The organism is Bacillus sp. FSL M8-0350 (assembly GCF_038593345.1).
Lineage (GTDB): Bacteria > Bacillota > Bacilli > Bacillales > Bacillaceae > Bacillus > Bacillus safensis.
This window is the reverse complement of sequence record NZ_CP151985.1, coordinates 3,062,611-3,082,097: the sequence shown is the minus strand read 5'-3', so window position 1 is coordinate 3,082,097 and position 19,487 is coordinate 3,062,611. Positions and strand designations below refer to the sequence as shown.

23 protein-coding genes and 1 riboswitch are annotated in these 19,487 nt (G+C 42.8%); of the genes, 17 read left to right on the top strand and 6 right to left on the bottom strand.

Annotated features, from left to right (window positions below):
* Positions 1-17: 17 nt before the first annotated feature.
* Together NSS80_RS16230 and NSS80_RS16225 are read right to left on the bottom strand one after the other, a co-directional pair.
* Entirely contained in the window at positions 18-1,349 is a 1,332-nt protein-coding gene (locus NSS80_RS16230) for a HAMP domain-containing sensor histidine kinase (RefSeq protein WP_024423416.1), read from the bottom strand.
* Complete coding sequence (locus NSS80_RS16225; RefSeq protein WP_034280861.1) at positions 1,346-2,020, bottom strand: response regulator transcription factor; 675 nt, start codon at positions 2,018-2,020, stop codon at positions 1,346-1,348. Before NSS80_RS16225 ends, NSS80_RS16230 begins: the two co-directional genes overlap by 4 nt.
* 326 nt (positions 2,021-2,346) lie before the next feature.
* Here NSS80_RS16225 and NSS80_RS16220 point away from each other — a divergent pair, with 326 nt between their 5' ends.
* On the top strand, positions 2,347-3,753 hold the full coding sequence (locus NSS80_RS16220) for a trypsin-like peptidase domain-containing protein (protein ID WP_046313248.1): 1,407 nt from the start codon (positions 2,347-2,349) through the stop codon (positions 3,751-3,753).
* A gap of 48 nt (positions 3,754-3,801) precedes the next feature.
* On the opposite strand, the gene NSS80_RS16215 is transcribed toward NSS80_RS16220, so the two are convergent.
* Positions 3,802-4,644 carry an oxidoreductase gene (locus tag NSS80_RS16215; protein ID WP_080769786.1) on the bottom strand — a complete coding sequence of 281 codons (843 nt, stop codon included), beginning with the start codon at positions 4,642-4,644 and terminating at the stop codon, positions 3,802-3,804.
* A 113-nt stretch (positions 4,645-4,757) separates the two neighbouring features.
* Between NSS80_RS16215 and NSS80_RS16210 the strand changes: the two genes are divergently transcribed.
* The 3 genes from NSS80_RS16210 to NSS80_RS16200 all read left to right on the top strand — a co-directional run bounded on the left by NSS80_RS16210 (position 4,758) and on the right by NSS80_RS16200 (position 6,504).
* Positions 4,758-5,204 carry a YusW family protein gene (locus NSS80_RS16210; RefSeq protein WP_317222509.1) on the top strand — a complete coding sequence of 149 codons (447 nt, stop codon included), beginning with the start codon at positions 4,758-4,760 and terminating at the stop codon, positions 5,202-5,204.
* 146 nt (positions 5,205-5,350) lie between these two features.
* A complete protein-coding gene (locus NSS80_RS16205; protein ID WP_008347057.1) occupies positions 5,351-6,181 on the top strand; it encodes an ABC transporter ATP-binding protein in 831 nt (276 codons plus the stop codon).
* A 71-nt stretch (positions 6,182-6,252) separates the two neighbouring features.
* The gene (locus NSS80_RS16200) at positions 6,253-6,504 is read left to right on the top strand and encodes a YusU family protein (RefSeq protein ID WP_024423411.1); all 252 of its coding nucleotides are present in this window, start codon (positions 6,253-6,255) and stop codon (positions 6,502-6,504) included.
* A 205-nt stretch (positions 6,505-6,709) separates the two neighbouring features.
* Here NSS80_RS16200 and NSS80_RS16195 read toward each other — a convergent pair whose 3' ends face one another.
* Genes NSS80_RS16195 through NSS80_RS16185 form a run of 3 tightly spaced genes read right to left on the bottom strand, consistent with a single transcriptional unit; the run spans position 6,710 to position 7,484 of the window.
* Positions 6,710-7,057, bottom strand: coding sequence for a spore coat protein (locus NSS80_RS16195; protein ID WP_041088340.1), 348 nt, complete (start codon positions 7,055-7,057; stop codon positions 6,710-6,712).
* An 11-nt stretch (positions 7,058-7,068) separates the two neighbouring features.
* Complete coding sequence (locus NSS80_RS16190; RefSeq protein WP_224426662.1) at positions 7,069-7,302, bottom strand: hypothetical protein; 234 nt, start codon at positions 7,300-7,302, stop codon at positions 7,069-7,071.
* 44 nt (positions 7,303-7,346) lie between these two features.
* Positions 7,347-7,484 carry a YuzL family protein gene (locus NSS80_RS16185; protein ID WP_003212904.1) on the bottom strand — a complete coding sequence of 46 codons (138 nt, stop codon included), beginning with the start codon at positions 7,482-7,484 and terminating at the stop codon, positions 7,347-7,349.
* A gap of 199 nt (positions 7,485-7,683) precedes the next feature.
* Here NSS80_RS16185 and NSS80_RS16180 point away from each other — a divergent pair, with 199 nt between their 5' ends.
* The 13 genes from NSS80_RS16180 (at position 7,684) to NSS80_RS16120 (ending at position 19,274) form a co-directional block, all read left to right on the top strand.
* Entirely contained in the window at positions 7,684-10,071 is a 2,388-nt protein-coding gene (locus NSS80_RS16180; RefSeq protein ID WP_151862909.1) for a 3-hydroxyacyl-CoA dehydrogenase/enoyl-CoA hydratase family protein, read from the top strand.
* A 12-nt stretch (positions 10,072-10,083) separates the two neighbouring features.
* Positions 10,084-11,259: an acetyl-CoA C-acetyltransferase gene (locus tag NSS80_RS16175; RefSeq protein WP_268412652.1), complete on the top strand. Its 1,176-nt coding sequence runs from the start codon at positions 10,084-10,086 to the stop codon at positions 11,257-11,259.
* A 14-nt stretch (positions 11,260-11,273) separates the two neighbouring features.
* Positions 11,274-13,055: an acyl-CoA dehydrogenase family protein gene (locus tag NSS80_RS16170; RefSeq protein WP_025094137.1), complete on the top strand. Its 1,782-nt coding sequence runs from the start codon at positions 11,274-11,276 to the stop codon at positions 13,053-13,055.
* A 314-nt stretch (positions 13,056-13,369) separates the two neighbouring features.
* Complete coding sequence (locus NSS80_RS16165; protein ID WP_034623889.1) at positions 13,370-13,726, top strand: arsenate reductase family protein; 357 nt, start codon at positions 13,370-13,372, stop codon at positions 13,724-13,726.
* 66 nt (positions 13,727-13,792) lie between these two features.
* Positions 13,793-14,176 carry a glycine cleavage system protein GcvH gene (gene gcvH / locus NSS80_RS16160; RefSeq protein WP_008347039.1) on the top strand — a complete coding sequence of 128 codons (384 nt, stop codon included), beginning with the start codon at positions 13,793-13,795 and terminating at the stop codon, positions 14,174-14,176.
* Positions 14,177-14,220: 44 nt separating this feature from the next.
* The gene (locus tag NSS80_RS16155) at positions 14,221-14,457 is read left to right on the top strand and encodes a YusG family protein (protein ID WP_024423405.1); all 237 of its coding nucleotides are present in this window, start codon (positions 14,221-14,223) and stop codon (positions 14,455-14,457) included.
* Between the two features lie 131 nt (positions 14,458-14,588).
* The gene (locus tag NSS80_RS16150; RefSeq protein WP_034281437.1) at positions 14,589-14,933 is read left to right on the top strand and encodes a toprim domain-containing protein; all 345 of its coding nucleotides are present in this window, start codon (positions 14,589-14,591) and stop codon (positions 14,931-14,933) included.
* Between the two features lie 12 nt (positions 14,934-14,945).
* The gene (locus tag NSS80_RS16145) at positions 14,946-15,248 is read left to right on the top strand and encodes a thioredoxin family protein (protein ID WP_024426005.1); all 303 of its coding nucleotides are present in this window, start codon (positions 14,946-14,948) and stop codon (positions 15,246-15,248) included.
* A gap of 120 nt (positions 15,249-15,368) precedes the next feature.
* Complete coding sequence (locus NSS80_RS16140) at positions 15,369-15,710, top strand: SCP2 sterol-binding domain-containing protein (protein WP_024423403.1); 342 nt, start codon at positions 15,369-15,371, stop codon at positions 15,708-15,710.
* A 102-nt stretch (positions 15,711-15,812) separates the two neighbouring features.
* A riboswitch (SAM riboswitch) is annotated at positions 15,813-15,921 on the top strand.
* A 154-nt stretch (positions 15,922-16,075) separates the two neighbouring features.
* The gene (locus tag NSS80_RS16135) at positions 16,076-17,101 is read left to right on the top strand and encodes a methionine ABC transporter ATP-binding protein (protein ID WP_041115930.1); all 1,026 of its coding nucleotides are present in this window, start codon (positions 16,076-16,078) and stop codon (positions 17,099-17,101) included.
* Entirely contained in the window at positions 17,094-17,762 is a 669-nt protein-coding gene (locus tag NSS80_RS16130) for a methionine ABC transporter permease (protein WP_034623843.1), read from the top strand. The genes NSS80_RS16135 and NSS80_RS16130 overlap by 8 nt, the downstream gene beginning before the upstream one ends.
* A 14-nt stretch (positions 17,763-17,776) precedes the next feature.
* The gene (metQ, locus tag NSS80_RS16125; protein WP_024426003.1) at positions 17,777-18,598 is read left to right on the top strand and encodes a methionine ABC transporter substrate-binding lipoprotein MetQ; all 822 of its coding nucleotides are present in this window, start codon (positions 17,777-17,779) and stop codon (positions 18,596-18,598) included.
* Between the two features lie 307 nt (positions 18,599-18,905).
* The gene (locus tag NSS80_RS16120) at positions 18,906-19,274 is read left to right on the top strand and encodes a carboxymuconolactone decarboxylase family protein (RefSeq protein ID WP_003212803.1); all 369 of its coding nucleotides are present in this window, start codon (positions 18,906-18,908) and stop codon (positions 19,272-19,274) included.
* Positions 19,275-19,487: the final 213 nt, after the last annotated feature.

Below are 19,487 nucleotides of genomic sequence, written 5' to 3'. Positions count from 1 at the left end.
AGACTGCGGTCAAAAACCTACAGTCTCTTCTTTGGAACCATGATTGTATAACGTACACCTAGATCATCATTTTCAATAGATATGGACGCTTGATGCATTGAAAGAATTCTTTTGACAATGCTTAATCCAATACCGAATTCGCCCTTTTTTCCCTTACTAAAAGGTTCGTATAGGTTGGACAGCATATGTTCTTCAATTGGAGGACCGTCATTACGAATGACAATGCGGATTTGATCCTCTTCTTGTTTCATCTGAATATCAATCTTACTTTTTGCGTAGCGAAGTTGATTTTCTAGTACATTCTCAAATAATTTGCTCCATTGTTCTGGATCGCCTTCAAGAGCAGCCTCATCATCTAAGTCCACGTTCCACTGCAATTCATTTTTCGACCAGCGTATTCGGTCGACCACTTCCAGCATCGTATTACTGAGTAGGAAGGAAGAATGTGCGGGATGTTGTTTAGATAAATAATCAAGCTTTGTTAAGTACAGCAGATCCTTGATTTTCTTCTCAAGCTTTTCCGCTTCACCTTCAATGACTTCCACCGTTTGTTCAAGATCTCCCTTAGGAAAAATACCATCTTTAATGGACTGCGTGTAGCCGCGGATGACCATGACAGGTGTTTTTAAGTCATGTGAAATATTCTGCAAAAGTGTCCGTTCTGTTTCATCTTTTTGAATGAGTTTTTGTCTCATTTCTTCAATGGTATGACCAAGTTTGCCAATTTCATCTTGCCGGTCAACGATGACAGGATCGTCCCAGTCCTCTTGTGCAATGCGTTTGACGTGCTTTTCAAACGCAACGATTGGTCGGGATAGATAGCGGGCAAGCCAAATCGATGGAATCCAGCTTAGTAAAATAACAGTGCCTAAGATAAAGATCAGCTGTTTAAACAGCGTAAAGGACAGGTCATCTCGATAAGAATCTGGTGCATAGGACAGAAGAATATATTGTGTATTGCCTGATGATACTTTTTTGATGACAAAAAAGATATGCTGGCCGTTCACCTCTTCAGAATACCGTTTCGTTGCGCTTTTTTGTTTTTTCACAAACGATTGGATTTTCTCAATAAAAGCATGCGGAAAAAACTGCGCCATTTGATCTAATTCATCTGACGGGATCAAAATGTGCTGCACGGAGCGGTTTTCCGGTGTCGACTTTGGCGAGCCGTCTCGGTTCAATGGATATTCTGTCAGCACTTGCTGTTCATTTTCGATATTTTTATAAATTTCATTTGTAAAGAAGTCACGTAATGTATTGGAAAATAGAATAATCAGGACAATGGAAATGGTGAGCAAAATGCCAGAGATCACAGCCCAAATTTGAAAAGCGAGCGGTTTGTTCTTCATCCTTTAAGCATCCTATAGCCAAATCCATAGATGGTCTCGACCTTTAAGTCGGGCATTTTTTTGCGCAGCCGTCTAACAAGGTCATCCACCACACGATCTGTCCCGAAGTAATCGTGTCCCCAAATCTTGACGAGGATATCTTCACGAGAAAAAGCATGTCCCTGGTGATGTGTAAATAAAAGCAGCAAGTCAAATTCCTTAGAAGTTAAGTTAATGAGCTGTCCCTCTTCATAGACCTCTCTTACATCCTCATGAATGACATAAGAAGAAACTGAAGTGACGCTTTGCTGCGGTGTATCGCTGTTTTTATACACAAGCTCCAGCAGCTTTTGAACCCGAATGATCAGTTCACGCGGAAGAAACGGCTTCGCAATATAATCACTGCTTCCCAGCTCTAAACCGAGGACACGGTCGATATCTGCATCCCGGGCTGAAATGAAAATGACCGGTACGTCAGGTGATGCGGCTTTAATTTCTTTTATGAGGGTATAGCCGTCTGTATCAGGCAGCATGATATCTAAAATCCATAGATGCGGCGGCTTGTTCATTGCCTCGCGTGCCGCTTCTCCGGTTAAAAAAGAGGAGACATTCCAACCTTCACTCTCTAAATATTTGGTTAACAGTTCATTTAAATTTTGTTCATCTTCAACTAAATAAATGGTGTACGACAAAGTCTTCCACATCCTCTCAACGTCATTATAACGGGATACGAAGGCGGCATGTCAACAATCACACGCTTTTTTCACAATTTCACATATTCTTCTCATCATTATCCCATAATGTTTGATTATGATAAGGTCAAGGGAAAAAAGGGCATAGACAAAAGGCGGGTGAATAGGTGCTTTTCATCAATGTGCGCACCTTGCTTTTTTTCTATGAATAAGTATTATATAATTTGACATATTGCCATAAAGTATTTTTCAATGATCTTTCCATTAAGAGGACCTGAGTCCTATCTAGACATATGAATGAAACATGATGTAAAGGAGTGCAAGCGATGGATTTCCGAAGAGAAGATGAAGAGAATAAGATGAATCATCATGAAAACGCGAATCAAGACAATGAAATGAATCATCAAAAAGATACCCATCAAGAGAATGAGAAACAAATAGACGCACCAGAAAAAGAGAAGGAACTTGTTTTTCACCAGCATGAAAACGAAGCATCTGCCACTCAGGAGAGTGTGACAAATCATTCTCCTCAAATGGTGGATGACCGTGCGTCGAAAAAAGAGAAAAAGCGGAAGGCGGCATGGCTGAGCCCGATTCTTGGAGGAATTATTGGCGGGGGTCTTGTACTTGGCATTACACCGCTTTTGCCGCAGTCACAGGATACAGCTGCCAACACGCAAACGCAGACAGCATCAAGCGAGCCGGCAGCCTCAGATAATTTCTCGACAAAACAAATCACCAATGCCACAAATGTGGCTGATATGGTAGAAGATTTAGAGCCAACCATTGTTGGGGTCTCAAACTATCAATCTACACAAAATTCGTTTGGCCTGAGCGGTGATCAAACAGAAGCTGAAGCTGGAACAGGCTCTGGTGTCATCTTCAAAAAAGATGGCAAAAAAGCGTACATTATTACAAATAACCATGTTGTCGAAGGTGCCAATAAAATCAAGGTCACCCTTTATGATGGAAAAACGAAAGACGCAAAGCTTGTCGGCAGTGATGTCATGACAGATTTAGCCGTTGTTGAAATGAACGCAGACGGTATTGATAAAGTGGCGAGCTTTGGTGATTCTTCTAAGCTTCGTGCTGGAGATAAAGTCATTGCCATTGGGAATCCGCTCGGTGCACAGTTCTCAGGTACTGTGACAGAAGGAATTATTAGTGGTCTTGATCGTACCGTAGAAGCAAATACGTCATCTGGTACGGTGGAGATGAATGTGCTGCAAACAGATGCAGCGATTAACCCAGGAAACAGCGGGGGGCCACTGATCAATACTGACGGTCAAGTCATTGGCATCAACAGCTTGAAAATCAGCGAAAGCGGTGTGGAATCACTCGGATTTGCGATCCCAAGTAACGATGTCAAACCGATTGTAGATGAGCTGTTGAAAAATGGAAAAGTTGAACGTCCATATCTTGGCGTACAAATGATTGACCTTGAGCAAGTGCCTGAGACATATCAGGAAAATACGCTCGGCTTATTTGATAAACAAATCGGCAAAGGCATTTACGTAAAGGATGTTTCAAAAGGTTCACCTGCACAAAAAGCAGGCTTGAAATCTGGAGATGTCATCATCAAGTTCAAAGGGAAAGACGTAGTGAACAGCTCTCAGCTGAAAGAAATTCTTTACAAAGAAACAAAAGTCGGCGATAAAACCACAATGACTGTCATCCGTGAAGGAAAGAACAAAAATCTAGATATTACCCTTGGACAGTCAGATAGCGAATAAATAAAAAAACAGGTGGATATGTTGACATATCCACCTGTTTTTTTGTGCTTATTTTTTTGAAGAGAGTGTACGTAGTATGATCCGTTCCCACATGTTCCAAGGCAGAAGCTGCTTTGCTGTGAATGAAAGCCGTACGCCTTTTCCAACAAGATATCTCAGCCGTTTCAGCCGCTTCTTTTCTGCTAATCGTACAACAAGCTCTGCCACTTCACGAGGATCTCCATAGTTGGATTTCTGGGCATCAATATGGGCCATCATCTTTTGATAGAGTTTTGTGTATTTCGATCCTTCTGCTGGCTGAATCATTTGCTCGTTCATGGAGGTGTTCCAAATATTCGTCTGGAAAGAGCCTGGCTCGATCAAGGCCGCCTGTATACCGAACGAAGCCAGTTCAATCCGCAAGCTTTCTGTATAGCCTTCCAACGCAAACTTAGACGATACATATGGAGAAAGTGCAGGCATCCCCATTAATCCGCTGATGCTGCTCATATTGAAAATCTTTGCACCACTCGTCATAAACGGCAGCACTGCTTGGGTCATTTCCATCACACCGAAGACATTCACTTCAAATTGCTGGCGGTACGTGTCGACAGGAACCTCCTCCGCAAAACCAGCAAAGGCTGTTCCCGCATTGTTCACAAGCAGGGTAATGGGTGCATAGGCATGAAGCTTCTTCTGAAATGCTTGAATCGACTGCGTATCGGTCACATCTAACGCTTCAATATGTATCATGCCAGATAAAGAGGCTTGATCAATTTCTTCAGCGAGCTTTTTGGCATTGGTTTCCTGTCTGACGCCGGCAATCACTGTATAGCCCCGCTTGGCGAGACGCATCGTGATGAGCTTGCCAAAGCCGCTATTGGCACCAGTTACAATGGCTGTTCTTTTCATCATCCCATTCTCCTTTTTGTTTCAATTTATCATAGTGCGATGTTTTATTGAATAACGAAAAGGAGCTTGGAGAAGAATAAAAAGCGATGCTGTGAAATAGGAGGAAACACATGATGTGTTGGAAGAAGGCGGGACGAATAGGAGTGCTGCTCTTTATGCTGTCCGGCTGTCAATCAATTGAACCGTTACAACAAACACATGAAGCAGAAGCAGAAAGTCTGTCAGCTGTTCAAATGAAGGAACTGCCATTTCAGCATGTGCATCTGCTTGTCCAATATGGACAGAAAAACGAATTATACGAAGCGACTTATCGTCAGGCAAGAGGCAAAGAGGAGGCGATCATTCGTGATCATATGAATGGTGTCCGCTATGAAGGAGAAGAAGCCTTGCGCGAAATGAAGATGAAGCTGAATGATATATCGATTCCTAGTGAAAAGATCAATGAAGTGTATGTAAAGGAACTATTAGCGGCTTTTAATTTAGATGATGATTATCAGCGGATTCAGATCGATTTAAAGCTCGAGGATGGGACCAAACGTACATTCCAAAGGAAGAAATAAACGAGACTTTCTCACTTTTTAATTGAAAATGATTTTCAAGATCACTTAAATCTGATACACTAAATTGAGATAAGTGATCTTTTACGTCTGTACATAGACGATATTTCATATAAAAATTTGGATGAGAAAAGGAGCGTTTGAGCGGAATGAGTGCCATTTCTACTGAAGGTTTAAGCTTAGGCTACGGAGAAACAATGATCATCGATGAACTAAATGTATCAATCCCTAAGGGTGAAATCACAGTATTTATTGGCAGTAATGGATGTGGTAAATCCACGCTACTGCGCTCTTTGGCCCGACTCATGAAGCCAATGGGTGGTTCTGTCCTGCTTGAAGGTCATTCCATTGCAAAATTACCAACAAAAGAAGTAGCGAAACAGCTCGCCATTCTTCCACAAGGACCAGAAGCGCCAGAAGGATTAACCGTGCATCAGTTAGTGAAGCAAGGCAGATATCCTTATCAAAATTGGCTGAAGCAGTGGTCGAAGCAAGATGAAGAAGCTGTGAACCGCGCATTGAAGTCAACAAAGATGGAAGATCTTGCTGATCGGACCGTTGATTCATTATCAGGTGGACAAAGGCAGCGTGCATGGATTGCGATGACGCTGGCCCAAGAGACCGATATTATTTTGTTAGATGAGCCGACGACATATTTAGACATGACGCATCAAATCGAAATTTTGGACCTTCTGTTTGATTTAAATGAGAAAGAGCAGCGCACGATTGTGATGGTTCTTCATGATCTCAATCTCGCATGCAGATATGCTCATCATCTTGTCGCGATTAAAGACAAGTCAATCTATGCAGAAGGCAGACCAGAAACCGTAATTAATTGTGATCTCGTGAAAAATGTCTTTGATATGAATTGCCAAGTGACAACAGATCCTTTATTTGGAACACCATTATGTATTCCGCACGGTAGAGGACGCTGTATTGTGCAGCAAGCGCAAGCTGAAACGTTTCTTGCTGCAAGATAATCGTATGTCAAAAGCCTGACATCTGTGTCTCACAGAGTCAGGCTTTTTTCTGAAAAAGGAGCGGAATATCAATGGGAAATGAATTAGATGAAAAGCTGGAAGGCTTGCTTGATAAATATACAGAGCTGCTGCTCGGTGAATCAACAGACGAGCTGAAACAAGATGTGAAACAATGGGTGATCTACTCCCATATCGCAAAAAGCATGCCGCCGCTAGCAAAGCATTTCAATGAAACGTATCCAGAAGCAAAAGAAGAAATCAAACACACGATTCAACGAATCAAACAGTTGAACGAAGCTCACCGCGCCAATAAAGACCGTTAAAAAACTGCCAGCAGCGTGTAGACAAACCCTCGCATTCTTTGTCAGTCCTGCGTGCTGGTGCTCACGAATGTTCAATTCGCTCCGCAAAAGTAGCCGTCCTTCCTAGACTGCAAAGGTTTTCTATCACGCTGAAAAGAAGACAAAGGGCTAAAATAAAAATCATTTTAAACAATTGACTGCCAGCACTAGACTGGCAGTTTTTTTCTTATGACATTTGTGATGAACCGTACGGAGATTGATCTGTCAGTGTTTGCTGGAATTTCTGGTGTGCCTGCTGGAGCTTTTGCTGATCAGCGGCTTCAACAGAATACCAGCCATATCGGAACATGACATCATATAAATGTCTTTGTGTTTTCTGTGTTTCCAGTGCAATTCGCTGAATATCCTGATAAAGAGATTCATGACTGAATTCATTGAGCGCTGTGTTGTATCCATTTGTCATATATTTTTCAGTCGACAAGAGATCTGTGACAAAATCACGATCGTTCATGTTGGTTGTTGTGGGAACCGGAGTTTGTGGATTCCCGATTTTTTGTTGGTTTTGCTGTTCCATGTTTTTTCCTCCTATTGCATAAAGCCAGTAGACTGGCCTTGCCCTGAGCTGCCTAAATGCTGAAGAATTTGTGTGTAATGCTGATGATGCATTTGCCCAACTTGATTTAATTCTTGTTTCAATGTTTGGTCCTGGCAATGCTCGGCCATAAAATGAGCCTTTTTCATGGCAATCAAATTCCAGTTGAGCATATCCTCTAAGTACAAGGAATCCTTCACTGAAATGACTTCTGGGGGCATATTCATTTGCTGATTGTTCAACTTGTGTTCCTCCTTACGAATTTGTTTCCTTACTGATTCTTTTTATATTGCTGATTTTGACTGGTTTTTTTCCCGCCTAGGTCTGCTTCCTGTGATGGACCTGCGTTTCCTTTTACACTTGCAGCACTAACGCCTGCTTTCGATGGGTTTTTCTTCAAACGAGACATGTGGACATCACCTCCATTCTTACAATTCCCTCTCATCTTTAATTCATACGCCGCAAAATAAGGCACACGAGAATGTGTAAATTTTTGAAATCTGCTATTGAACTGTTTCGGAAAATCTTTTAAGATAAAGAAAGAGGCATTGCTTTTTTTTGGACAAAAAATGAATGACTGTTCATTCAAAATGTTTAGGGGGATATTTATGGGCAAACATATTCGCAAGGCGGCTGTCATTGGTTCAGGTGTCATGGGCTCAGGCATTGCTGCACATTTAGCCAATATTGGGATACCAGTTACACTGCTAGATATTGTGCCAAATGAACTGACAAAGGAAGAAACGGCGAAAAAGCGGACGCTTGATCACCCTAGTGTTCGGAATCGATTAAGTCAAGAAGCGATGAAAAAATTGTTAAAGCAAAAGCCAGCACCTCTTACTTCAGCAAAAAACCTATCATACATCACACCGGGAAATCTCACAGACCACCTTTCCTTATTACACGATGCTGACTGGATCATTGAAGTCGTCACTGAAAAGCTCAGCATCAAAAAGCACGTATTCTCTCTCATCGACGAACACCGCAAAGAAGGAAGCATCGTATCAAGCAATACATCCGGTATTTCAGTTGAAAAAATGGCAGAAGGCCGATCAGATGATTTTAAACGCCATTTTTTAGGCACACATTTTTTTAACCCAGCTCGTTATTTAAAGCTCTTAGAAATCATTCCTATTCAAGAAACCGATCCAGAAGTACTGTCATTTATGAAAACATTTGGCGAGGATGTACTCGGCAAAGGTGTGGTTGAAGCAAAGGACACACCGAACTTTATTGCAAACCGCATTGGCACTTATGGACTTCTTGTCACAGTGCGTGAAATGCTTGAGAACAAATACACCATCGGAGAAGTGGATTCTGTCACAGGACCTCTCATTGGAAGACCGAAAAGTGCGACCTTCCGTACACTGGATGTAGTGGGACTCGACACGTTTTCTCATGTGGCACGAAACGTATATGAACAGGTAGAAGGAAAGGAAAAAGAGATTTTCCAGCTGCCTGAGTTTATTGAAAGAATGCTCGAAAAAGGATGGATTGGCAGCAAGGCAGGCCAAGGTTTTTATCAAAAAAATGGGAAGGTCATTTTAGAGCTTGACCCAGTGACGCTCACATATGGAGAACGCACAAAGCTAAAAGATCCAGGCATTGAAATGGCGAAACAGCAAAAGGGTGCAAAAGCAAAGTTGAAAGCGCTTATTTATCAGGATGGCCGTGCAGGGCAACTACTTTGGAATATGACAGCGCCCGTACTTCTTTATTCAGCTCATCTAAAAGGTGAAATTGCGGATGATATTCAGTCTATCGATAACGCCATGAAATGGGGATTCGGCTGGCAGCATGGCCCATTTGAGCTGTGGGATGCAATAGGTGTCAAAAAAGCTGCCGAACGCATGGAAGCAGAAGGCCACAGTATTCCAGCATGGGTGCAAGACATGCTGTCAAAAGGACACGAGACATTCTATCAAGAGAATGCTGATGGAGAGCGTGCGTTTTATCATAACGGGGCTTATGAACAGGAAAAAGGAAACGACAAACATATATCTTTAGCTAGATTGAAAAAGAAACACGACGTCATCTTCAAAAATTCTGGTGCGAGCCTGATCGATATTGGTGATGATGTCGCCTTGCTCGAATTTCATTCTAAAAGTAATGCCATTGGACTAGATGTCATTGATATGATCAATCGCGCTGTTGATGAGACGGAAAAGAATTATAAAGGGCTTGTCATCGGAAACCAAGGGAAGAACTTCTGTGTTGGCGCAAACCTTGCCCTGATTTTAATGGAAGCACAGGACGACAATTTCTTTGAAATTGACTTTGTGATCAGACGCTTCCAGCAGGCAATGATGAAGGTGAAATATAGCAATCGCCCAGTCGTAGCCGCCCCATTTGGGATGACATTAGGAGGCGGAACAGAAGTTTGTCTGCCGGCAGCAGCTATTCAGGCGTCCAGCGAAACTTACATGGGGCTTGTGGAAGCGGGAGTTGGACTGATTCCAGGAGGCGGCGGAAACAAAGAGTTATATCTTCGTCACCTGCAAGGATCAGCGAAGCCGTCGCAGACGGCTATACAGGATGCCACGCTGAAAACATTTGAAACAATTGCAATGGCAAAAGTATCGACTTCAGCTGAGGATGCGCGGGATATGAACATGCTCCGCGTGAGTGACCGGATCAGTATGAACGGGGATCACCTGATCTATGATGCAAAACAACTGGTGCTCTCTCTTGATGAAGCCGGTTATCGTGCGCCGCTCAAGCAAAAGGTGCCGGTCATGGGAGAAACAGGCTATGCAGCGATGATTTTGGCTGCTGAAAATATGAGACTGTCAGGATACATTTCAGAGCATGACATGACCATTGTAAAAAAATTAGCTCATGTCATTTCCGGCGGGAAACTGCCATTTGGAACCGAGGTAGAGGAGCAATACTTATTAGAGCTTGAAAGAGAAGCCTTTTTAAGTCTTGTAGGAGAAGTGAAATCACAGGCACGTATGCAGCACATGCTCGTCAAAGGAAAACCTTTACGTAACTAAGGGGGAGTCAAAATGAGAGAAGCAGTCATTGTCGCTGGCGCAAGAACACCAGTAGGGAAGGCGAAAAAAGGATCGTTAAAACATGTCCGGCCTGATGATATGGGCGCATTATGTGTAAAAGAAACGTTAAAGCGTGCCGGTGAATACGACGGTCAAATAGATGATTTGATCATTGGCTGTGCAACGCCGGAAGCAGAGCAGGGGTTAAATGTGGCCCGGAATATTGGAGCATTAGCGGGACTGCCTTATGCAGTACCTGCCATCACCATAAACCGTTACTGCTCGTCTGGTCTTCAATCTATCGCTTATGCGGGTGAACGTATTATGCTCGGGCAGGCAGACACGATTTTAGCCGGAGGAGTCGAATCGATGTCGCAGGTGCCGATGATGGGGCATTCCATTCGTCCAAATGCTCTCTTGGCAGAGCAAGCACCTGAATACTACATGAGCATGGGGCACACGGCAGAGCAAGTGGCGCAAAAGTATCAGGTCACACGTCAAGATCAAGACGCCTTTGCGGTGAGGAGTCATCAAAAGGCAGCAAAGGCACTTCAAGAAGGGAAATTTTCAGATGAAATTGTGCCTGTTGATGTAACAGAGCGACGGGTAGGAGAGCAATATCAATTAGAAGAGCATCAATTCACGTTCTCACAGGATGAAGGTGTGAGAGCAGGCACAACGGAGGAGATTCTTTCCACATTGCGTCCAGCCTTCTCAACAAAAGGCACGGTGACCGCAGGGAACTCGTCTCAAACAAGTGACGGGGCTGCATGTGTGATGATGATGGACCGCGAGAAAGCATCCTCACTTTCTCTTCAGCCGCTCGCTAAATTCAGAGCATTTGCTGTTGGCGGTGTACCGCCTGAAGTGATGGGGATCGGTCCGGTTGAAGCCATTCCGCGTGCGCTGAAAATCGCTGGACTTGAGCTGAAGGATATTGGCCTGTTTGAATTGAATGAAGCGTTTGCTTCTCAGGCAATTCAAGTCATTCGTCATTTAGGAATTGATGAGGAAAAGGTGAATGTCAATGGCGGGGCAATTGCGCTCGGACATCCGCTCGGCTGTACAGGAACGAAACTAACGCTGTCACTGATTCATGAAATGAAACGGCGAAACGAGCAATTTGGCATTGTCACAATGTGTATCGGCGGGGGCATGGGAGCAGCAGGCATTTTTGAATTGATCTAAAGGGGGAAATCAGGATGAAAGCATTGGAAGATGTAAAAAAGGGTGGAAGCTTTTTAATTGATGAGACGAATTATGAGCATATTTTTACACCGGAGGATTTCTCTGATGAACATCAAATGATTGGAAAAACAACAGAGGATTATATTTTACAAGATGTGGTTCCGCATATTGATCAAATTGAAAACCATGAGTTCGAGCATTCGGTCAGGCTTCTCAAAAAAGCTGGTGAGCTTGGGCTGCTTGGAGCTGATGTGCCTGAGGAATTCGGCGGGCTTGGATTAGATAAAATCAGTTCAGCTATCATTACTGAAAAATTCGCTAGAGCAGGAAGTTTCTCACTTTCCTATGGTGCTCATGTCGGTATTGGTTCTCTGCCGATTGTGCTCTTCGGGAATCAAGCGCAAAAGGAAGCGTACCTGCCTGGACTCGCCTCTGGTGAAACCATTGCGGCGTACGCACTCACTGAGCCGGGATCAGGTTCTGACGCTCTTGGAGCAAAAACAACGGCAGTTCTGAATGAAGCAGGTACCCATTATGTCCTCAATGGAGAAAAGCAGTGGATCACAAACTCCGCATTTGCCGATGTCTTTGTTGTGTATGCGAAGATTGATGGTGAACACTTCTCTGCTTTTATTGTCGAAAAGGATTTTCCAGGTGTCAAAACGGGGCCTGAAGAGAAAAAGATGGGTATTAAAGGATCATCGACAAGAACATTGATTCTTGAAGATGCCCAAGTACCGAAGGAGAATTTGCTCGGTGAAGCTGGCAGAGGTCATGTGATTGCGTTTAACATTTTGAATATTGGGCGCTATAAGCTGGCAGTCGGCACAATCGGTGCATCAAAGCGCGTCATTCAATTGTCGGCAGAATATGCGAACCAGCGTAAGCAGTTCAAAACACCAATTTCTCGATTCAGCTTAATTGGTGAAAAAGCAGCCAATATGTCAGCAAAGCTCTATGCGATGGAAAGTGCTGTTTACCGTACGGTTGGATTATTTGAACAGCGGATGGGCCTCTTAAGTGATGAAGAGCAAAAAGACGGCAAACAAATTGCCCAATCCATTGCGGAATATGCGATTGAATGTTCTCTCTGTAAAGTGCTTGGCTCTGAAACGTTAGATTATATTGTGGATGAAGGCGTGCAGATTCACGGCGGATATGGATTCATGCAAGAATACGAGGTCGAAAGAGCCTATCGCGACTCACGGATTAACCGGATTTTTGAAGGGACAAACGAAATCAACCGTTTGCTTGTACCAGGTACATTCTTGAAGAAAGCGATGAAAGGAGAGCTTCCGCTGCTTCAAAAAGCGCAAACCTTACAGGAAGAGCTAATGATGATGATGCCGGAAGAGCCAGGCGATCAGCCGCTCGATCAAGAAAAATATTTGCTCGCCCATGCGAAAAAGATCGCCTTAATGGTGGCTGGTATGGCAGCCATGAAATACGGGAAAGCCTTAGACAAAGAGCAAGAAATTCTTGTGAACATAGCCGATATCGTCAATGAAATTTTTGCTGCTGAATCAGCGATTCTGCGTACAGAAAAGGCAATCGCTGCAACAGGGGCAGAAAAGAATGAACAAAAGCTTGCTTACACACAAATTTTCACGCAGGAGGCTTTCTTAAAGATTGAAGCCCATGCAAAAGAATCCTTGATTGCGATGGAGGAAGGAGATTCACTCCGTATGAGCTTGTCAGCCCTTCGCAAGCTGACACGATTTACGCCGATCAATGTCATCGCCAAAAAGCGCGAAGTGGCAAAACGAATCTTTGAAGCAGAGAAATATATCGTATAAGGATGGCTTAAAAGGTGCGGATATCACTCCGCACCTTTCAGCGTGCAGACAAACCCTCGCATTCGGTGTCAGTTCTGCGCTCCGGTGCTCACGAATGTCAAATTCGCTCCGCTCCGGTGCTCGTCCTTTCTAGACTGCAAAGGTTTTCTATCACGCTGAAAAGAAGACAAAGGGCTAAAATCAAGATCATTTTAGCCCTTTGTCAACAATCTGAAAGGTGCGGATACTACTCCGCACCTTTTTGTAAGCATACATTTAGGTTTTTAAAATATTTTGTGATAAAATGTTGTCACAATTTGCAGGAGGTGAAAATGGTGGCTTTAGATTTTTACGAATACCCATCTTGCGGTACATGCCGAAAAGCAAAAAAGTGGCTGGAAGCACACAATAAAGACATCAACAGCATACATATCGTCGAAGAGACGCCTGATAAAGAAACAATAAAAGCCCTTTACGAAAAAAGCGGTTTAGAGCTGAAGAAATTCTTTAATACAAGCGGACAAAAATACCGGGAGCTGCAGCTGAAAGATCAACTTCCTGCAATGTCAGAGGACGAGCAGCTAGAATTACTCGCGTCTAACGGAATGCTGATTAAGCGTCCGATTACAACAGACGGAAAACGAGTCACGGTAGGATTTAATGAAGATACATTTAAAAGCGTCTGGAAATGATGTAACTTTCATTCAGATTGTGGTATCTTCAATATAGATTGTAAGAAAAGACTGGAGGGGTATTGAATGAGCACACCAAAAGATTTACGTTATTCAGAAGAACATGAATGGGTCAAAGTAGAAGGAGATAAGGTGCGTATCGGTATTACGCATTTTGCTCAATCTGAGCTGGGCGATATCGTGTTCGTTGAGCTTCCTGAAGTAGGAGACAAAATCACAGCGGACGAGCCTTTCGGAAGTGTAGAATCAGTGAAAACCGTTTCTGAACTTTATGCACCGATCAATGGCACAATCGTTGAAGTGAACGATGAGCTGGATGACAGCCCAGAATTCGTCAACGACTCTCCATACGAAAAGGCATGGATGATCGTTGTAGAACCAGCTGATGCATCTGAAATCGAGAACTTAATGACAGCTGAGCAATATGAAGAAATGACAAAAGAAGACTAATTCATGAGAAATTGGACACTCTACCTTTATGGGGGGTGTCCAATTTGTCTTTTCAAAAAGAACACGTGGATATAACAGAGCATGTCACTGGACGATTCAAAGAAAGCGGCATGGTGCTTTATCATCAAAATGAAGAGATTGGCACGATGATTAGTGAAAACCAATATGAGCTGAAATCGGGATATTCCTATGATCAAAATCGTTTTTATCGTTTAACGGATACATTGACCGATGGGACAGAAAAATATGTTGACTGTGACGATGAAAATGGCTGGTGCTAATCACAGGTGAGACTGCAGTGAACAGAAGCTGCAGTCTTTTTGATGACGAGGCGCTCAATCTTTACAACCTGAATGAAAGATTGTAATCTAAGGAAGAAGTGAATCAACGTCAAAAGGGCCGGGTGATCGTGATGAATGTCGAGATAGAAAAGGTCATCATTGTAGAAGGTAAAACAGACAAACAAAAGCTAAAAGAAGTCATAAGTGAACCTGTTACCATCATTTGCACCAATGGCACGATCAGTACATCGAAGCTGGATCAGCTTGTGGACGATTTATTGGGGAAAGACGTTTACATATTAGCTGACAGTGACGATGCAGGCGACAAACTGCGGAAGCAATTTCGAAAAGAATTCCCTGAAGCACTTCATCTTTTTGTCGACAGAACGTACCGCGAAGTGGCCGCTTCACCCTCAGCCCACATTGCATCTATCCTATTAGCTGCAAACATTGATGTTCATTCGAAATATTTATGAGGGTGGACGTATATGAAAGAGATTGAAGAACACGAATTCAAGGAGATAGAGGACGATTTATTTCTTTTATACTTATATACACCGTTTTGCGGAACATGCCAGCTGGCAAAGAAAATGCTGGCAGTCGTAGACGCCATGCAGCCGGATGTACCATTTTACGAAAACAATTTAAACTATTCACCAGGCTTTGCGAAAGCATTTGAAATCGAGAGTGTTCCTTGCTTTCTCCTGTTTAAAAAAGGTGAATTGGTGCAAAAAGGCTATGCCTTTCACTCAGTTCCATATCTTCATGAAATGATTGAAACCGCTAAATAAAGCGGTTTTTTGTCATATTTCAAGAAATTCATTTGAAAATTTGTCGAGTTATTTATAAAGGACAAGAAGATGTTTGTAGAGAAATGTTATGTATAACCAAATGACAGGGAGGTTATACATGTGGAAAATGTGAAAGCCCATGGTAACACAGGGCAGCGTTTATTATTAAAGCCGCTGCTCTCATCATCATCCTTGAAGATTACATTTGAGGCGGAAACTGACTCTTGTACATTGATTGTGGATGAACGTGGTGAAGTGAAGAAACTACCTGCAATTGAGTTATCGGATCTCATCTTTTATGGTGAGAGGAAAGAGATTCTACAATTATTAGATGGAGATATGTCCTTACAGCAGTTAATCAGCAGGGGACAAGTCAAAGTCAAAGGGTCGTTCCGTGCGCTCCTTAGACTAGAGGCAGTGCTTTGGCTGACGAACGGTTTTTTTCGAAAAATGATAACGTAGTTGTTTACTTGGAAATTAACGATTTACAGCGTTGACATATCTCGGGTAGCATGATATTCTACGTTAGTAAAAACATGAACATCACATAAAACAGCATATTTTCTCTTATTAAGAGAGGTGGAGGGACGTGCCCTATGAAACCCGGCAACCGTCAGCATAGCTGAAATTGGTGCCAATTCACTCAAAGCCGCAGCGCTTTGAAAGATGAGAGAAAGGCGTAATTGACATAAAAGGCCTTTCTGCTTGCGTTGCAGTTAGGTCTTTTTTACTGACCTGGCGTCAGGCTAGAGTCATGACAGAAAGAAGAATAAATAATGTATGTGATGGCAACCTATAGATTCAGCAAGAAAGCAGGTGATCAGACTGTGATTCATTTACAGAATGTATCAAAAACGTACCATTCAAAAAGCGGAAATGTTGATGCCGTGAAAGACGTCAACCTGGATATTGATAAAGGTGAAATATTCGGAATTATCGGGTATAGCGGTGCAGGAAAAAGCTCGCTTATTCGCCTATTAAACGGTCTGGAGCTGCCAACAGAAGGAATTGTTGAAGTGGCAGGCAACCGGATCAATGAAGTATCGAATGCGAAACTTCGGAAAGCAAGACAAGAAATCAGCATGATCTTCCAGCACTTTAATTTGCTTTGGTCAAGAACGGTGAGACAAAATATTATGTTCCCGCTTGAGATCGCAGGTGTACCGACATCAAAACGGAGAGAGCGTGCGAATGAACTGATTAAATTGGTCGGTTTAGAAGGAAAAGAAAATGCGTATCCGTCTCAGCTGAGCGGCGGGCAAAAACAGCGTGTCGGCATTGCGAGAGCATTAGCGAATGATCCAAAGGTTCTTCTATGTGACGAAGCGACATCTGCGCTAGATCCGCAAACGACCGATTCGATCCTTGAGCTTTTGGCGGATATCAATAAACGATTAGGGCTCACGATTGTGCTCATTACACATGAAATGCACGTCATTCGCAAAATTTGTCATCGCGTTGCGGTCATGGAAAATGGACGCATTGTCGAAGAAGGCGAAGTATTACGCGTCTTCAGACAGCCGAAGGAAGAAATGACGAAACGATTTGTGCAACAGCTTGCAGAACCAGAGGAAGCGAAAGAAACAATTGAGCACGTCTTAGAACGAGTAAAAGAAGGTCAGGTCGTACGATTGTCCTTTATCGGAGATTCTGCCGAGCAGCCGCTGATCACTGAAATCATTCGATCCTTCAACGTCGATGTGAATATCCTTCAAGGGAAGATTTCTCAAACGCAGGAAGGCGCGTTTGGAACACTCTTTATCCACATTAATGGAGAAGAGACCGAGGTAGAAAAAGCCATCGCCTATATCCAAAGCAAACAGGTTGAAATCGAGGTGATGACACATGTTTGAGAAATGGTTTCCGAACGTTGATTTAGACGTCATCTGGAGTGCAACAGGTGAAACGGTGTATATGACACTCATTTCATTGGCATTTGCCTTTGCCATTGGTATTATCCTTGGGCTATTACTCTTTCTAACGAGTAAAGGCGGTCTTTGGGAAAATAAACCGATTAACACCGTCATTGGGGCAGTCGTCAACATTTTCAGATCGATTCCTTTTATCATTCTAATCATTCTATTATTAGGATTTACAAAACTCATTATGGGCACGATTCTTGGCCCAAATGCAGCACTCCCTGCCCTTGTCATAGGGTCAGCTCCATTCTATGCACGTCTTGTCGAAATTGCACTGCGTGAGGTAGACAAAGGAGTCATTGAAGCAGCACGATCAATGGGAGCAAAAACGTCAACAATCATTTTCAAAGTATTGTTGCCAGAATCATTGCCAGCCCTTATTTCAGGTATTACCGTAACAGCAATTGCTCTGATTGGCTCTACTGCGATTGCAGGTGCAATTGGAGCAGGCGGACTTGGTGACCTCGCCTATGTGGAAGGGTACCAATCTGGTAATACAGATGTCACACTTGTAGCTACTGTGTTTATTCTCATCATCGTCTTTATTATTCAAATAATCGGTGATTTGATTACAAATAAAATTGATAAACGTTAAGGGAGGATTTATTCATGAAGAAATTGATATTAAGTGCACTATTTCTAGCATTTGCAGGTATTTTAGCTGCGTGCGGTTCATCAAATAACGCAAGTGAAAGCAAAACCATTACGGTTGCCGCTTCAAAAACGCCGCATGCCGAAATTCTTGAAGAAGCAAAACCACTTCTAAAAGAAAAAGGCTACGATTTAAAAGTGAAAGTGCTTAGCGATTATAAAATGTACAATAAAGCGTTAGCTGAAAAAGAAGTGGATGCGAACTTTTTCCAACATATCCCTTACTTAAACGAAGAAAATAAATCAAACAAAGATTATAACCTAGTGAGTGCTGGTGCGGTTCACCTTGAGCCTTTCGGTATCTACTCTAAGAAATACAAATCCGTAAAAGATATTCCAAACGGCGGCACAATCATCATGACAAACAACGTAGCTGAACAAGGCCGTATGCTTGCCCTACTGCAAAATGCTGGTGTCATCAAGCTTGATCCAAAGGTTGATACAATCAACGCAACAGTAAAGAACATTAAAGAAAACCCAAAGAACCTAAAATTCAAAAAAATCGCGCCTGAATTAACGGCGAAAGCTTATGAAAACAGTGAAGGCGATGCTGTATTTATCAACGTAAACTATGCGATCCAAAATAAATTGAATCCGAAAAAAGATTCAATCGAACTTGAGCAAACAAAGAACAACCCATATGCAAACATCGTTGCGGTTCGCAAAGGTGACGAAAAATCAGATAAGATCAAGACATTAATGGAAGTTCTTCACTCTGATAAAATCAAAGAATTCATCGACAAAAAATATGACGGTGCAGTATTGCCTGTATCTGAATAACAACATTTTAACCTCGCTTCTATCAAAGCGAGGTTTCAGCATGTAGACAAACCCTCGCATTCTTTGTCAGTTCTGCGCTCCGGTGCTCACGAATGTCAAATTCGCTCCGCTCCGGTACTCGCCCTTCCTAGGGCTGCAAAGGTTTTCTATCACGCTGAAAGGAAGATAAAGGGCTAAAATAAAGATCATTTTAGCCCTTTATCAACAATCTGCAACCTCGCTTCTACCAAAGCGAGGTTTTTTGTGTATTTTTTCAAATCTCGCTCATAATAAAAACGTACAAATGACCTGAAGGGATGGAATCAAGATGAATGAACAGCATATGAGCGGATCCATGCAGCAATCACTGACTGATTATAAAACCGCAATGGGTGAATTCCAGAAGAAAATGCCGGTGTTTGGAAAGAAATTCAATGAATTTACGGAGCAGTGCTTCCAGAGCGATTCATTAACGCAAAAGGAAAAACAAATGATTGCCCTCGGCATTAGTATTCATGCACAAGATGAATACTGCATGATTTATCATACAAAAGGAGCGCTCGATCAAGGGGCGACAGAAGAGAATTTGCTGGAGGTTGTCAGCGTGGCGGCAGCTTTTGGCGGCGGAGCAGCACTAAGCCAAGGAATCACTGTCGTTCAGCAATGTATTGATGAATTTGGAGGACAGACGCATTAAGGGAAGCATAACACGGTATTTTTCCATATCAGGGAGTTGAGCGCTTCTCATCCGTTTGTGTGAGAAAATATGCCAGCATAGGGTGTCATATCCCTTTTGAGTGAAGCCGCATACGTTTGCTACAATAAAGCTACACTCAAGGAAGGGAATGGTTTATTATTTGTTCGGACCATAGTACACTAGGATTGGATTATACCGCCGAGATGGAAAAGG